The following is a 15,192-nucleotide window of genomic DNA, read 5'->3' as shown; positions in this document are numbered from 1 at the left end:
ATGCGCCGCAAGCGTCGCGCCAAGATCGTCGCAACCGTCGGGCCCGCAAGTGCGGACCCGGCCATGCTCGAGGCGCTGTTCCGCGCCGGGGTGGATACCTTCCGGCTGAATTTCAGCCATGGCAGCCATGACGACCACGCCCGGGTCCATGCCGCCATCCGGGCGCTGGAAGAGAAGCATCACCGGCCTATCGGCATCCTGCAGGACCTTCAGGGCCCCAAGATCCGGGTCGGCACCATCCGTGACGGTCGGATCGAGGTGACACCGGGCCAGGCGCTGCGCTTCGTGCTGAAAGGCAGTGATGGCGGAGCTGAGGCGATTCCTCTGCCGCATCCCGAAATCTTTGCGGCGGTGCTGCCGGGCCATCATCTGCTGATCGATGACGGCCGGGTCCGGCTGCGGGTCACCGGCCTCGGTGACGACCACATCGATGCCGAGGTGGAGATCGGCGGCGTGATCTCCAACCGCAAGGGCGTGAACCTGCCCGGCACCGTGCTCGACATGTCGCCGCTGACGCCCAAGGACCGCACCGATCTGGCCTTCGGGCTGGAGCTGGGGGTCGACTGGGTGGCGCTCTCTTTCGTACAGCGGCCGGGCGATCTGCTGGAGGCGCGCGGGCTGATCGGCGATCGGGCAGGGCTGGTTGCCAAGGTCGAAAAGCCCTCGGCGCTGGACCATGTCGACGAGATCGTGGCGCTCGCCGATGCGGTGATGGTCGCCCGGGGCGATCTGGGTGTGGAGATTCCGCCCGAGGATGTGCCGGGCCGGCAGAAGGAGCTGGTGCGCGCCTGCCGCTTCGCCGCCAAGCCGGTGATCGTGGCGACGCAGATGCTCGATTCGATGGTCGCCGCTCCGACGCCGACCCGCGCCGAAGCGTCCGATGTGGCGACGGCGATCTATGACGGGGCGGATGCGGTGATGCTTTCGGCCGAATCGGCCGCCGGTCAGTATCCGGTCGAGGCGGTGGAGATGATGGACCGGATCATCCGTCGCACCGAGCAGCACAAATTCTATCGCAGCATCGTCGATGCCTCGGGCCCGCGGGAAGAAACCAGCGCGCCGCATGCGGTGGCCGCCGCCGCCGCGGATCTCGCCGTGGCGTTGGGGGCACCGGCGCTGGTCGCCTTCACCTCCAGCGGCACGACCGCGGCCCGTATCGCCCGCCGCCGTCCGGCCGCGCAGATCCTGGCGACCACCCCCAATCTGTCGGTCTCGCGCCGGCTCTGCCTGCTCTGGGGGGCGCATAGCGTGCTCTCGGAAGAGATCCATTCCTACGAGGAAATGGTGGAAAAGGCGACCCGCACGGTAAGGGAACAGGAACTGGCCGGCCCTGCCGATCCGGTGGTGGTTGTTGCCGGTATTCCCTTTGGTCAGGCGGGGTCGACCAACAACATCCGGGTGGTCCGCGCGGACGGAAACTGACTTCTCCGTCCGGTCGCGAGGTGCAGGAGACGGGACGGAACCGCATGATCCGGCCCCGTCTTTCTCCACCCGACCCGCATGAGAGGCCCCCCATGCAGCATGATCCCACAGCCCGGTTGAACGCGACCGACTGGACGGCCATTGCCGCCGCGCTGGATGCAGGCGGCCAGGCACTGCTGCCGGGGCTGCTCGACGAGCCGACCTGCACGGAGCTGGCCGGGCTCTATGAGCGGGCAGAGGGCTTCCGTTCTGAGGTGATCATGGCCCGGCACGGTTTCGGGCAGGGCCGCTACAAATATTTCGCCCGCCCGCTGCCGAAAGTGGTCGCCTCCCTGCGTGAGGCGGCCTGGCCGCATCTTGTGCCCATCGCCCATGGCTGGCACCAGCGGATGGGCCTGGATGTCCGCTTCCCCGACACCCACAGCGATTTCATCGCCCGCTGTCACCAGGCCGGTCAGATGCGGCCGACGCCGCTGCTGCTCGATTACGGCCCCGGGGACTACAACTGTCTGCACCAGGATCTCTATGGGGAGCACGTCTTCCCATTGCAGATCGCGGTTCTGCTCTCTGCACCCGGCCGGGACTTCACCGGCGGCGAGTTCGTGCTGACCGAACAGCGCCCGCGCATGCAGTCACGGCCCGAGGTGGTGCCTCTGGGGCAGGGCGATGCGGTCATCTTCGCGGTCAACCAGCGGCCGGTCAGGGGCTCGCGCGGCGATTATCGCGTCACGATGCGCCATGGTGTGGCAACCGTGCGCAGCGGCCGGCGGCGGACGCTGGGCATCATCTTCCACGATGCCGCCTGACGGAGAGGAATGGCCTCATGTCCGCCAACGGCCTGCTCTTCGACGATCTGCCGCGGGGAAGCGCGCCGGGCGCGTTTCTGCTCGACGGCTTTGCCCTGCCGATTGCGACGGAGCTGTTGCAGGCGGTCGACACCATCACCGCAGCAGCGCCCTTCCGCCATCTGCTGACGCCGGGCGGCCGCCGGATGTCGGTGGCCATGACCAATTGCGGCCGGCTCGGCTGGGTCTCGGACCGGCGCGGCTATCGCTATGATCCGATCGACCCCGAGAGCGGCCACCCCTGGCCCGAGATGCCGGCACTCTTCCGCGACCTCGCCGACCGGGCTGCGGTGGCGGCGGGCTTTCCGGGCTTCCGGCCCGATGCCTGCCTGATCAATCTCTACACCCCCGGCGCCCGGCTCGGCATGCATCAGGACCGCGACGAGGGCGACCTGACCTGGCCGATCGTCTCGGTCTCGCTCGGCCTGCCGGCGGTGTTCCAGTTCGGCGGCCCGTCGCGCAAGGACCCCGTTACCAACATGGAACTGGTCCATGGCGATGTCGTGGTCTGGGGTGGTGCCTGGCGGCTCGCCCATCACGGGGTGAAGGAGCTGCGCGACGGGTTTCACCCGGCGACCGGTCGGCGACGGATCAACATCACCTTCCGGCACGCCGGCGGCGGGCGCTGATCAGTCGGCGAGCGGTTGCCAGCTGATTTCCGGCCTGTCGCGGAAGGCGAAGCGGGCGAGGTGGATGGCGATCACGTCCTGGGTACGGACAAGATCCGCCGGGCTGCCGGCCGTGCAGGTCACCCGCAACTGCTCGGGGGTTGCCGCCATCTCGGCAATCGCCCCCCAGGGGAAATCGGCACGGGCGGTGTCGCCGGTGACCTCTGCCGGCACTTTGTGGCGGAAATGCCGGCAGAGCAGGGTCATGTAGCGCTGGCCGAGCCGGGTGGCCACGCGGGCTTCGGAACGGGGCATGAGACGGCCTCCTTAGGGGCGTTCCTGGTCGTTCAGAAGCTGGCCTTGAGCGACAGCAGCACGTTGCGCGGTGCGCCGTAATAGTTGAACAACCCCGCGCCGCCGACCCGGTCGTAATAGACTTCGTCGAAGACGTTGTTGACCGAGAGCGTGACGTCATAGCCGGGCGCGAAGCCCCAACCGGCCTGGAGATCGGTCACGACATAGCCGTCTTCTTCGATCTTGAGATTGCCGGCAACATTGTAGAACGAGCTGAGCCAGCGCACGCCGCCGCCCAGATGCACACCTGCCATCGGCCCGTCCTGGAAGGTGTAGCGGGTGAAGGCGGTGATCATGTGCTTGGGCGTATAGGTGCTGTAGGTGCCGCCCGACGCGGTGGTCGCAGTCTTCAGATATTCGGTGCGGGTGAAGGTGTAGCCGGCTTCGACCTCCCAGCCCGGCAGGATGGTGCCGGCGATCTCGGCCTCGACGCCGCGGGATTCGACCTCTGCGCCCTCGGCATAGTATGTGGTGCCCGTGACCGCAACCGCCCGGTCCTTGTCGCGCATCCGGAAGACGTCGAACGTGCCGATCAGCCCGCTGTCGCCGAGCCTGGCCTTGACACCCAACTCGTACTGCTCACCCGTGCGGGGGGTGAGCGCCTCCAGGGCTGCATTGGTCCCCGTCTGCTGCTGAAAGATGCCGGAATAGTTGGCATAGAGCGCGATGTCGGGCGTCACGTCGTAGACGACGCCGACATCGGGAATGAACTCGGCGCTGTCCTTGGTGCTCGATACCGACCCATCGTTGCGGTTGGTCACCCGGGTCTCGGCCCAGGCCAGGCGGCCACCCAGAAGGACGGTCCAGTCGTCGACCGGGCGGATGGTAGCCTGGCCGTAGATGCCGAACTGTTCGGGTTCGGTGCGGGTCCGCTGGGTGATGGCGATGTCCGGCTCGGCAATGTCCGGCGACGGGTCGTAGACATTCACGGTCCCCAGGCCGCGGGCACTGCCGGCATCCAGGGACTGGACGTAACGCCGCCAGTCGGCGCCGATCAGCAACTCATGACGCTGACCGAAAGCCTCGATCGGCTTCAGGTAATTGGCATCCAGCGCATAGGCGCGCTCTTCATAGTGGCGCTGGATGGCGATGATGTTGGTGGTGCCGACCGCAGGATCGACTGCGGTGGAGCCATAGGCATATTTCAGATCGACACTGCGATCTGCCACCCGGCCGCCAAGCTGCAGCCGGCTGTCATCGCCGAAGCGATGGGTGAGGCTGGCCGAGGCCTCGTTGGAGCTGTTCTCGAAGCGGTTCCAGTCGGCGCCCACGAAGGTCGACCGGCTGAGGCCCAGCGGCTCGCCCGTCGTCGAAACCGGCAGGCCGCTGAACGGGGTTGCCTCCCGCTCCTGCCGCCAGGCGCCGAGCGAGAGCAGGGTATCCTCGTCCAGATCGGCATCGATCGCGGCATAGCCGACGCCGACCTGGTTTTCGGTCACGTCGGTGAAGCTCTCCCGGTCCTGATAGGCGCCGACCACCCGGCCACGGATCGAGCCGTCGGGGGAGAGCGGGCCGGAGACGTCGGCGACCCCGCGGTAATTGTTCCACGACCCCGCCTCCAGCGTGCCCCGGGCCTGGAAGGTTTCGGTCGGCCGCTTGCGGACCAGATTGACGATGCCGCCGGGTTCCCCCGTGCCGCCGAACAGCACCGAGGGGCCGCGCAGCAGCTCGACGCGATCGAAGATCGCAAGGTCGGGCTGGGTGCCGTAGATGCTGGAGATCGGTGCCGGCAGACCGTCGACCAGGGCGTTGTCGATCTCGTAGCCACGCACGAAGATGCTCGACCGGCCGGGATCGTTGGTCAGGGCCATGAAGCCGGGGGTGCGCCGTGCGACGTCTTCGAGCTGGGTCATGTTCTGGTCGTCCATCCGCGCGCGGGTCGCAACACTGACCGAGCGGGGTACCTCGCGGATATCGCGCACCTGCTTGCCGCCCACAGCGACACGATCGGAACCATAGCCGGTGCTGCCCTCGGTCCGGCCGGGATCGGACGGGAAGCTCCGCTCGTCCTCGACCTCCAGCGACGGCAGGCTTTGCGCATCCTCGGCGCGGGCCTGACTGACCATCAATGCCCCCGTGGCGACGGTGGCGAGCAGAGGCAAAACGAGGAACGGGCAGGGCTGGCGCATGGGTCACAGGTCTCCGGCGGATGGGGCTGCTTTGCCGCAATTGCGAATGAGTTTCAATTACGATCTTGCGCCGGTATGCGCCATGCTGCCGGCTTGTGCGGCCGCGGCGAAATCTTGTGCAGCCGTGTCACGGGCGATGCTCCCGTGCGGCGGGCTTGCAATATCAAAGCCCAAATATGAGAATAAGTCGCAATCGCGCATTTGCAGGAGGTGCTGTCATGTCGCCGGGGGAGGGGGTGGAGCCCGCAGCTTTGGCCGATGGCGGCCTGACCGTCGCCCATCCGCGTCCGGGGTTGATGGTCCACACGACCGACGGCGTTGAGCGGGATGACCGCGTCCATGACCGTCTGATCGTGCCGTCCCTGACGGCGGTGATCGTGCTCGATGGTCTGGTCGAAGCGAGTTTCGGCGGCCGTCCCCATATCTGCGTCGCCACCCCCGACGCGCCTGCGGCCTTCGCCGTGGCCCTGGCGGAGCCCGACCTGCTGCGCCGCCACTTCCACACCGGTGCCCATGTCCGCAAGGTGACCATCCGCCTGGAGCAGCCCTGGCTGGAAGCGGCCGGCGTCGAGCCCGGTACGGCAGCAGGCCGGTTCTGCGGTCGGCATCTCGCATCGGTATCATGGCAACCCTCACCGCGGCTGGCGGCGCTTGCCGCCGCCCTGATCGCCCCCGAACCGCTGACCGCGCCGGTGGCGCGTCTGGTTGCCGAGGCTCATACCATCGAGACGGCGGCCGGCATTCTGGCGGCAGTGGCCGGGGGAGACGCAGCAACAGGCGGGCGGGGGTTGAAGCCTGCCGATCTTCAACGTGCCGCCCGGCTGCGCGAGCGGCTGGAGATGTTGTGCATCGCCTCTGAACGCGACGGCAGTGCCCCGACCCTCGCTCAGGTCGCGGCGGACTGCGGTGTGAGTGTCAGCACGATGCAGCGCCTGTTCCGTGCCGCCTATGGCACGTCGATCGCCGGCTGGCTGCGTGGCCGTCGGCTGGACCATGCCCATGCAGACATTGCCGCCGGCCGCCGCAGCATCGCCGAAGCCGCCTTTCATGCCGGATATGGCGATGTCGCCAATTTCACCACGGCCTTTCGTCGCCGCTTCGGCGTAACGCCCGGGCGACTTGCCCGACAGATGTGACGCACGACACAGGCTTGACGCGGCGGCGTGGCGGGCGTGCTATGGGGCGGTTCCGTGACAGACGCCCGTCCCTGAAGGTGCGCATCCGATGACGACCCCGCCGACCCCGCTTTCCCCCGGTAGCCCGGCCACCCATCTGCCTGATCGGGCGACGGTGATGCATGTCACCCATCCGGGCGGCCCCGATGTGCTGGCGCCGGCGACCGTGCCGCTGAAGCGGCCGGGACCGGGAGAGGTGCTGATGGCGACGCGGGCGATCGGCGTCAATCATCTGGATCTCTACTACCGAGACGGCACGCTGCCACTGGAAGGCGGCGGGGTCGATATACCGGGCCTCGCCTCGGTGGGCGAGGTGCTGGCGATCGGGCCTGGTGTCGACCGCTTCGCACCGGGCGATCGCATCGCACATGCCGGGCCGCCGCTCGGCGCCTATGCCACGCATCGGGTGCTGCCGGTGGGGCGGGTCGTGCGTTTCCCCCATATGATTCCCTGGGAGGTGGGGGCGGCTGCGCTCTTTCCCGGCATTGCCGTGCACATGATGATCTATGGCCTGGGCCTCAGGCTCGACGGGCGCGTCGTGCTGGTGCGGGGCGCCGGCGGCGGAGTAGGGCTGATCCTGGTGCGCTGGGCCGCCGCCATGGGCGCGCGGGTCATCGCCGGTGTGGCGACCCGCGTCAAGGCCGAAGCGGTTCAGGAAGCCGGCGCCGAACGCGTGGTGGTGGGTACAGGGGCTGCCGCCCTTGCCGATGCCGGTCGCGCCGCTGCCGAGCTGACCGGTGGAGCTGGTGTCCATGTCGTTTTCGACGGGCTTGGCGGGCCGGATTTCGCGAAACTGGCCGCATTGGTGCGGCCCTTCGGCCGGATCGTCAGCTTCGGCCAGGTGGCGGGGCCGATCCCGCCGATCGATGTGGGTATTCTGGGGCCGATGCGGGCGCTCGGTCTCGATCGGCCTGGCGTCTTTGCCTATATCGGCGATCGCGAGCGGCTGCGCGAGGCGACATCGGCACTGTTCACCGCTCTGGTCGAGGGGCTGCTCTCGCCCACCGTCGCCGGTGTCCTGCCGCTTTCACGCGCGGGCGACGCCCATGCGCGCCTGGAAGCGCGCAACGTGACGGGCTCTCTGGTGCTGGTTCCGGACTGACCTCAGGCAGGGGTGTCTGCCTCGGTCACCGGATCGTCCGGCCACAGCATCTGCGGCTGGGGCTGGGGGCTGTCATAGGTGGTGGTACGGCCCGGCGCCCGGCGGATGCGCTCGTTCTGCAGGCCCAGGAAGACCGGGGCGGCGTTCAGCCGGTGCAGGGTGCATTTGGCATTGAAGAAGCCGCAGTTCCGGCCGTCGGGGCGGTCGATCTCGTAGCGCTTGATGGTGAAGACGCCTTCGATCAGCCGGTCGCCGGTAAGGTAGGTCACCAGACGGTTGAGGGCGGCTCCGCCCATGCGTTCGCCCTCGATCCGGTCGAGCAGGCTCTGCGCGTGGGTGATGAAACGGGGCGTATCGACCATGCGGTAGATCTTGCCCTGGCGCACCGGCCCCTCGACCAGCGGTGCCTGGAAGTCGCCGATCAGCAGCTGGTCGTCGGTCGCAACCGCCAGCATCTGGCGCAGCTGACGCACGGCTTCCCCCATCACCACCGGCTGGGTGCCGGGGCGGTCGTTCTCGGGCGGAAACACTTCCAGCTGGCTGCCGACATGGAAGGCGGCGGCAAGCCCGCTGCCGAGCTGTTCCGCTTCTCCTTCCTCCGTGCCGGGCTCGCGCTCGGCCCGGGGCGCGTCTGCGGTCTTCTCCGCCTTGTCGCCCTCTACCTTCGCCTCGGCTTCGGCCATGCGTTCCAGCGTGGCGTCGGCCAGCACCAGCATCATCAGGGCAAAGAGGGTGATGTCCGGCTTGTGACCCTGCTGGCGGCTCCACAGCAGCAGCGTATCACCGCTCTGCAGGCTGGCGAGGTCGATCTCCAGGCCTGAGCGGGTCAGCAGCTGCCGGGCCCGGACCACCCGGCCCCAGAGGGCCGCGGCGGCCTGAGCCGCCTGCAGGGGATCCAGCTTCGACAGGCCGCGGATCTCGAAGCCGGCGATGCCGCGATATTGGATTTCGGTGCAGCCATAGCGCCGGACGGCAGCTTCGACCGCAGTATCCGGCAGATCGGTACCCGGCGTGAATGGCAGCTCGATCGCGATCGGCCTCAGCCCCAGGAGTTGCAGGACCCTGCGCATGCGGGCATAGCTGAATTTGCGCGGGCCCACCAGCAGGAAGGGATCGCGGGCAACCGCCTCGTGAATATGGCTGGTCGAAACCATCAGCAGCTCCAGCCGGGTGCCATAGGCATTCCAGGCCAGGATCTGCATCCGCCCCTGGCGTGACTTTTCAGCCAGCCGCCGATCCAGATCGGCCAGGTGCTGGCGCATCACCCGCCGCGCATCAACGCCACCGCCCGTGGCCGTATCGGCCGTGCGTCCATCGGTGCCGGTGGGTCCGTTTGCCACAGCTTGCGCCATCTCGTCTCGATCCGGGAGCAGGTTTGCCGAAGGTCGCCTGAAAAGCGGCCTTCGGCGAAGACTAGCCGGTGGATGGTATCCAAGTGGTTAAGACGGTCACCGTTCCGCAACACGTTACCGTCTGCGTGTCCGCCGTCCTGCGTTGGGCCAGATATCCGCATCTCGCCAGGGAGAGGGTGGGCCGCCCCAACTGGTGCGGCCGCGGCCGCGCTCATCGAAGGTCGGCAGTACCTCGCCGTCGACGGCCGCGAGCACCGGCTGTTCCGCCTCTTCGCTCAGGCCATCCTCGTCGAATGTCTCGCCAAAGGCCAATGTCTCACCGAACGTCGTGGCTGGCAGGCTGCCGAAGGCACCGAGGCTGGTGTAGACCGGGCCGTCGTGGCCAAGGCGGCTTTCATATAGATGCATGGTGTCGACGGTGAAATCCGGACTGGTGAAACCGGCATGGGCCGCCAGATAGCGATCGAGCCGATCATCGGGTGATTGCTTCAGCCTGGCGACCGTGACGTGTGGCGTGAAGCGCCGACGTTCCCGCGGCAGGCCGGCGCCATCGATCGCGGCGTCGACGCGGCGTTGCAGATCGGCAAGCGGCGCGCCGCCTTCGACCCCGGCCCACAGCATGCCGGGGCGCCGGGCGGGGCCGAACAGACCGAGCCCCTTGAGCGACAGGGTGAGCGGCACGACATCAATCATGTCGAGCGCGTCGATGGCATCGGCAACCGACGGCCCCTCGACCTCGCCGATGAAGCGTAATGTGAGGTGAAGATTGGCGGGCGCCGTCCATCTGGCGCCGACGAGGCCGCCACGCAGGCCGGCGAGTTGGTCCCGTACCGTGGTCGGGAGAGGAAGAGCGACGAACAGCCTGTGCATGGGCATTTCCTTTCGCTCGCGCAGCCGGCCCGGGCGACCGGTCCTGACATCAAGGACGAGCATTACATGACGAGACCCGCCGCGCCAACCCGAAGCGACACCAGGATTGCAACATCTGCCGCGACGCAGCATCCGCAGGGCGGTGACCCCGCTCCGGCTCCGGATCCGGTTCCGGCCGTCGAACCGGCGCGGCCGCAGCGGCGGCGTCGCCGGCGTGACGCCGCCGCCGCGCGGCGCGGCGAAGGGCCGGCCCCGGCGCCACGGCCGCCGGTGCTGGGTGTGGCGCTGGGATCGGGTTCGGCACGCGGTTGGGCTCATATCGGCGTATTGAATGCACTGGTTGCCGAGCGGGTGGTGCCGCAGGTCATCGCCGGCGCGAGTGCCGGAGCGGTGGTCGGTGCGTTTCATGCCGCCGGCCGGCTCGGTGAGTTCGAGGCCTGGGTGCGCGATCTCACCCGGCTCAAGGTTGTCCGGCTGGGGGATTTCCGGATGGGCTCGGGCGGCCTGGTCGGCGGCGACCGGCTGACCGCCATGCTGCGCGAGGCTTTCGGCGAAACCCGGATCGAGGATCTTCCGGTGGCGTTCGGCGCCATCGCCACCGATCTCGCCAGCGGCCAGGAGGTCTGGCTGACCGATGGTGATCTGGTCGATGCGTTGCGTGCCTCGATGAGTATCCCGGGGATTTTCGCACCGGTGCGGGCGGGGGGGCGGCTGCTGGTCGATGGTGGCCTGGTCAACCCGGTGCCGGTGTCGCTGTGCCGGCATCTGGGGGCTGAGGCGGTGATTGCGGTGACCCTTCATGGCGATCTCGCAGGCTACAGGCGGCGGCTCAGAATCGATGCAGCGGCGATGCCTGCCCCCGGGGTCGCCTCACCCCAGGCCGCGGATGCCGTGCCCCGGCCGGTCGACCCGGAGCCGGGCCCCGCCAGTCGCGGCCACCCGACAGCCCATGCCCATGGCCTTGCCCGCAGTGCCCAGACCGCTGCTGCGGCGACGACCGCCGACCGGCGCGGGGCCCGTCGTCTGCTGGGGCTCGGCGGGCGGCTGATGGGGCTCACCGGGCGCAGCATCGATCCCGACCGGCGCGCGGCCGCAGTTGCGGCGCGTGCCGGTGGCATCGGCATCGGCGAGGTCATGATGCACTCGATCGGCATCATGCAGGATCGGATCGCACGCAGTCGCATGGCAGGCGATCCGCCCGACCTGGTGCTCGCCCCACGGGTCGGCCATATCCGCTGGATGGAGTTCGACCAGGGTGCCCAGGCGATCCGCGAAGGGGCGGCATCGGTGGTGCGGGCGCGGGCGGCGCTGCACGATCTGCATCTTGTCCCCGAGGCGCCACCGGCCCCCGGCGACCTGCCGGGGTGATGCACCCCCGCGGCTTCGGGGGATTTGCCATGAAGATGCCGAACGACTATGGTAACCGCCGTCCACCGGGCGGACGTGGCGTTGCCCGTATGCCCGGACAATTGTGGCGTCTGAAGGAGGTTCCCGGGGCGTGTCGGAACAGTTCATCCGCGAGATCGAAGAGGATCTGCGTCGCGACAAGGCCCTGAAGCTGTGGAAACGCTTCGGACCCTGGATCATCGGCGCCGCGGTGCTGGTGGTGGTGGGCGTGGCTGCCGATGTCGCCTGGCGTGCCTGGGAAGAAAACCGCCGCAACGAACAGGCTTCCGCCTATGCTGCGGCCGAGGCGCTGGCCGCCTCGGGCAAGCAGGATCAGGCCGCAGCGGCGTTTCAGGCTCTCGCCGCCGATGCCGAAAGCGGCTATGCCGGCCTTGCTCTGATGCGGGCCGCAGAGGCGAAGCTCGCAGCCGGGGATCGTGACGGGGCCCAGGCCGGCTTCGAGTCCGTGGCCGCCCGCGGCGATCTGGATCCCGCAATCAAGGCCACTGCCACGCTGAAGGCTGCGTCGCTCGCCATCCGCACCGAGACGCCCGATCAGATCCGCGCCCGGGTCTCGGGCCTGATCGACAGCGAGGAAAACTGGCGGCCGCTCGCCGAAGAACTGGTGGCACTCGCCGCCTTCAAGGCCGGTGACACCCAGCGTGCCGGCGAGATCTTCGCCCGCCTGGCTGACGACGCGGATGCGCCGCAGGATCTGCGTGGGCGCGCTGCCTCTTATGCCCGTGTGCTGGGGGCGCCCATCGCTTCTGAGGCCGCCGCCGGGGCTGCTCCCGCCGATGCCGCATCGACCGACGCAGATCAGGAGCCTGCGAAATGACCAGTCTTCGCCCCGGACGGCAGATGGTTGCCGTCCGTCGCCCGTCGCGGCCGGTGCGCGCAGCGGGCCTTGCGGTGTTGACCGCGATGCTGCTGTCCGGCTGCGGCAGCTGGTGGGGATCGGACGATAAGCCGGCCCTGCCGGGCGAGCGGATTGCCGTGATGCCGGAAAGGGCCGACATCCGGATCGATCCGGCCGTGGCATCCGAGGCGATCACGGTGCCGCCGGCCTGGCAGAACGGCGAATGGCCGCAGACCAGCGGCTACGGCAACCACGCCATGCATGCGCTGGCCGGCCCCGAGACCCCGGTCGAGGCCTGGCGGGGCGATGCGGGCGTGGGTTCGGGCGGGGCAAAGCGCCTGATGTCCCAGCCGGTGATGGCCGATGGCCGGATCTATATTCTCGATGCCGACTCTAATGTCGTCGCACTGGACGCCACGACCGGCCGCGGGGTCTGGTCAGTGGAACTCGCCCCCGACAGCGATCTGCTGGAGGGCGCCTATGGCGGTGGCCTCGCGATTGCCGACGGGCGGATTTATGCCGCGACCGGGTTCGGCGACGTGGTGGCGCTCAACCCCGCCGACGGTGTCGAGCTGTGGCGGACGTCGATGCATACCCCTTTCCGCGCACCGCCGGCGGCGGGTGAGGGGCGCGTCTTCGTGCAGAGCTTCGACAATCAGCTGATCGCGCTCGCCGGCGACAGCGGCCGCGAGCTGTGGCGTCATGGCGGCGTGCCCGCGACCCAGATGATCCTGGGCGGGGCCGCCCCGGGTGTTCTGGGCAACCTCGTGGTCGCAGCCTATTCCAGCGGCGATCTGGTGGCGTTGCGCGGTGACAGCGGCCGCGTCGGCTGGGCGGAGACGCTGGCCGGCTTCGCCGCGGCCGGATCTTCGCTGAGCGCGCTGACCGACATTCTGTCGGATCCGGTGATCGATCGCGACATGGTCTTCGCGGGCACCGTCGGCGGCCGGATTGCGGCCTTCGACGTTCGCTCGGGCCTGCGGGTCTGGGAGCAGCCGTTCAAGGTGAACCAGACCCCGTGGGTGGCAGACACCACCATCTATGTCGTGGTCGACTCGACCCGCCTTGTAGCCATGCGCCGCAGCGACGGTCGGGTGCGTTGGGTGGTCGATCTGCCGGCCTTCGAGGATCCCGAGGATCGTGAGGATCCGATCCGCTGGACCGGGCCGGTGCTGGCAGGCGGCCGTCTGTATCTGGCATCCAGCGCCGGCAGCCTGATGGCGCTGGATCCGACCGACGGCAGCAAGACCGGCGAAACCGATGTCGGCGGGGCAGTGAACATCTCGCCCATCGTGGCCGATGGCAAACTCTATGTGCTCCGCGACGATGCGACGCTGATCGCTTATCGTTGACGTGGGCCTCGCGCATCGTCATTGATGCGCATGAACCGATGCAGGGCGTCGACCCCGCAGGCACAGGGCCTGCGGGGTCGCGTCCGCTTGGCAGCTTCATCCTGCGGAGCCGGCGGTCTTGATGATCGCAGCGGCTTCGCGACCACCTCATGTCCATTCCGGAGGTCCGCGTCCATGCTGACCGTGGCGCTGGTCGGCCGGCCGAATGTCGGCAAGTCGACCCTGTTCAATCGTCTGGTCGGGCGGCGCATTGCCATCGTCGACGACACGCCGGGTGTCACCCGCGACCGCCGGATGGGCGAAGCGCGGCTCGGTAATCTGCGCTTCAATGTCGTCGATACCGCAGGTCTCGAAGAGATCGAGGATCCGTCGGATCTGAACGCTCGCATGCAGGCCCAGACCCGGACCGCGATCGACGACGCAGATCTGGTGCTCTTCATGATCGACGGCCGGGCGGGGATCACTCCGGCCGACGAGCATTTCGCCGATCTGCTGCGCCGGGTGGAGACCCCGGTGGTTGTGGTGGTGAACAAATGCGAAGGCCGGGCCGGAGATATGGGCCTGGCCGAGGCCTGGGGGCTGGGTCTGGGGGAGCCGATGCCACTCTCCGCAGCCCATGGCGACCATACCTCGGATCTCTACGACGTGCTCTCGGCCCATGGCGCGGCCCATGCCGAGGCGCTGGAAGATGCCGCCGCGGCTGAAGCCGAGGCGGCAGCCGCGCGTCGTCGCGCCGCGGCCCGTGCCGGTGCCGAGGGCGCAGAGGCGGCGGAGCTGGCCGAGCATGGCCCCCGTGAGGTCGGTCTCGACGATTTCGACGATGACGGCTCGGATGTCGATATCGACGAGGATGCGGACGAAGAGACGCTGGCGGCTGCCGAAGAGCGGGCCATGGCCGAGATCGGCCGGCAGAAGGCGCTCCAGATCGCCATCGTCGGCCGCCCGAATGCCGGCAAGTCCACTCTGATGAACCATCTGCTGGGCGAGGAACGGGTGCTGACCGGCCCGGAGGCAGGTATCACGCGCGATGCCATTGCGGTCGACTGGCTGCATGCCGGCCGCCGCATCCGGCTGATCGATACCGCAGGCATGCGCCGAAAGGCGCGGATCGACGACCGGATCGAGAAGATGTCGGTCGACGAGACCCTGCGCGCGATCCGCTTCGCCCATGTCGTGGTCCTGATGATCGATGCCGAGCGTGGACTTGAAAAGCAGGACATGACCATTGCCCGGCTGATCGTCGATGAAGGCCGGGCGCTGGTTGTGGCCGTCAACAAATGGGACACGGTCACCGACGCCGATGCCTTCATGACCGAGCTGCGCCGGCGGATGAGCCATGTGATGCCACAGGTCAAGGGCGTGCCGGTGGTGACGATCTCGGCCCTGGCCGGCCACAACACCGACCGGCTGATCGATGCCTGTTTCGACATCTACCGGATCTGGAACCGCCGGGTGTCGACCGGCCGGCTGAACCGCTGGCTGGAACGCATGACCGAGAACTACCCGCCGCCCATGGCCAATGGCCGGCGCCTGCGGCTGCGCTATATCACGCAGATCAAGACCCGTCCGCCCGGTTTCGCGATCTTCGTGAGCCAGCCGAAGGAACTGCCCGACAGCTATGTTCGCTATGTGGTGAACGGCTTGCGCGACAGCTTCGACCTGCCCGGCGTGCCGGTGCGGGTTGTGCTGCGCACCAGCGAGAACCCCTTCGCCGACCGCAAGAAGAAGAGGTGACGGC

General features: G+C 68.5%; 13 protein-coding genes. 9 read left to right on the top strand and 4 right to left on the bottom strand.

From position 1 onward, the window contains the following. The 3 genes from pyk to alkB all read left to right on the top strand — a co-directional run bounded on the left by pyk (position 1) and on the right by alkB (position 2,896). On the top strand, positions 1–1,422 hold the full coding sequence (gene pyk, locus P7L68_RS17295; protein WP_372000197.1) for a pyruvate kinase: 1,422 nt from the start codon (positions 1–3) through the stop codon (positions 1,420–1,422). 92 nt (positions 1,423–1,514) lie between these two features. Continuing rightward, positions 1,515–2,228, top strand: coding sequence for a 2OG-Fe(II) oxygenase (locus P7L68_RS17290; RefSeq protein WP_372000195.1), 714 nt, complete (start codon positions 1,515–1,517; stop codon positions 2,226–2,228). Positions 2,229–2,245: 17 nt separating this feature from the next. Beyond that, positions 2,246–2,896 (top strand): DNA oxidative demethylase AlkB, encoded by a 651-nt coding sequence (alkB, locus tag P7L68_RS17285; protein ID WP_372000193.1) that lies wholly within the window; start codon positions 2,246–2,248, stop codon positions 2,894–2,896. On the opposite strand, the gene P7L68_RS17280 is transcribed toward alkB, so the two are convergent. Both P7L68_RS17280 and P7L68_RS17275 read right to left on the bottom strand, forming a co-directional pair. After that, entirely contained in the window at positions 2,897–3,190 is a 294-nt protein-coding gene (locus P7L68_RS17280) for a DUF2218 domain-containing protein (RefSeq protein WP_372000191.1), read from the bottom strand. A 32-nt stretch (positions 3,191–3,222) separates the two neighbouring features. Further along, positions 3,223–5,358, bottom strand: coding sequence for a TonB-dependent siderophore receptor (locus tag P7L68_RS17275; RefSeq protein ID WP_372000189.1), 2,136 nt, complete (start codon positions 5,356–5,358; stop codon positions 3,223–3,225). Positions 5,359–5,576: 218 nt separating this feature from the next. On the opposite strand from P7L68_RS17275, the gene P7L68_RS17270 reads away from it, so the two are divergent. Together P7L68_RS17270 and P7L68_RS17265 are read left to right on the top strand one after the other, a co-directional pair. Then, positions 5,577–6,494 carry a helix-turn-helix transcriptional regulator gene (locus P7L68_RS17270; protein WP_372000187.1) on the top strand — a complete coding sequence of 306 codons (918 nt, stop codon included), beginning with the start codon at positions 5,577–5,579 and terminating at the stop codon, positions 6,492–6,494. Positions 6,495–6,582: 88 nt separating this feature from the next. After that, complete coding sequence (locus P7L68_RS17265) at positions 6,583–7,635, top strand: zinc-binding dehydrogenase (protein ID WP_372000186.1); 1,053 nt, start codon at positions 6,583–6,585, stop codon at positions 7,633–7,635. Between the two features lie 2 nt (positions 7,636–7,637). Here P7L68_RS17265 and P7L68_RS17260 read toward each other — a convergent pair whose 3' ends face one another. Together P7L68_RS17260 and thpR are read right to left on the bottom strand one after the other, a co-directional pair. Then, a complete protein-coding gene (locus tag P7L68_RS17260; protein ID WP_372000184.1) occupies positions 7,638–8,987 on the bottom strand; it encodes a hypothetical protein in 1,350 nt (449 codons plus the stop codon). 114 nt (positions 8,988–9,101) lie between these two features. Continuing rightward, the gene (gene thpR, locus P7L68_RS17255) at positions 9,102–9,857 is read right to left on the bottom strand and encodes an RNA 2',3'-cyclic phosphodiesterase (RefSeq protein WP_372000182.1); all 756 of its coding nucleotides are present in this window, start codon (positions 9,855–9,857) and stop codon (positions 9,102–9,104) included. 66 nt (positions 9,858–9,923) lie between these two features. On the opposite strand from thpR, the gene P7L68_RS17250 reads away from it, so the two are divergent. From P7L68_RS17250 to der, 4 genes are all read left to right on the top strand, one after another. After that, positions 9,924–11,225, top strand: coding sequence for a patatin-like phospholipase family protein (locus P7L68_RS17250; protein ID WP_372000180.1), 1,302 nt, complete (start codon positions 9,924–9,926; stop codon positions 11,223–11,225). Positions 11,226–11,355: 130 nt separating this feature from the next. After that, positions 11,356–12,081, top strand: coding sequence for a tetratricopeptide repeat protein (locus P7L68_RS17245; protein ID WP_372000178.1), 726 nt, complete (start codon positions 11,356–11,358; stop codon positions 12,079–12,081). Then, positions 12,078–13,454, top strand: coding sequence for a PQQ-binding-like beta-propeller repeat protein (locus P7L68_RS17240; RefSeq protein ID WP_372000176.1), 1,377 nt, complete (start codon positions 12,078–12,080; stop codon positions 13,452–13,454). The genes P7L68_RS17245 and P7L68_RS17240 overlap by 4 nt, the downstream gene beginning before the upstream one ends. Positions 13,455–13,628: 174 nt before the next feature. Next, positions 13,629–15,188: a ribosome biogenesis GTPase Der gene (der, locus tag P7L68_RS17235; RefSeq protein ID WP_372000174.1), complete on the top strand. Its 1,560-nt coding sequence runs from the start codon at positions 13,629–13,631 to the stop codon at positions 15,186–15,188. Positions 15,189–15,192 lie beyond the last annotated feature (4 nt).

This window comes from Tistrella mobilis (assembly GCF_041468085.1).
Lineage (GTDB): Bacteria > Pseudomonadota > Alphaproteobacteria > Tistrellales > Tistrellaceae > Tistrella > Tistrella mobilis_A.
The sequence above is the reverse complement of the archived record's forward strand: the minus strand, read 5'-3'. Positions and strand labels throughout refer to the sequence as shown.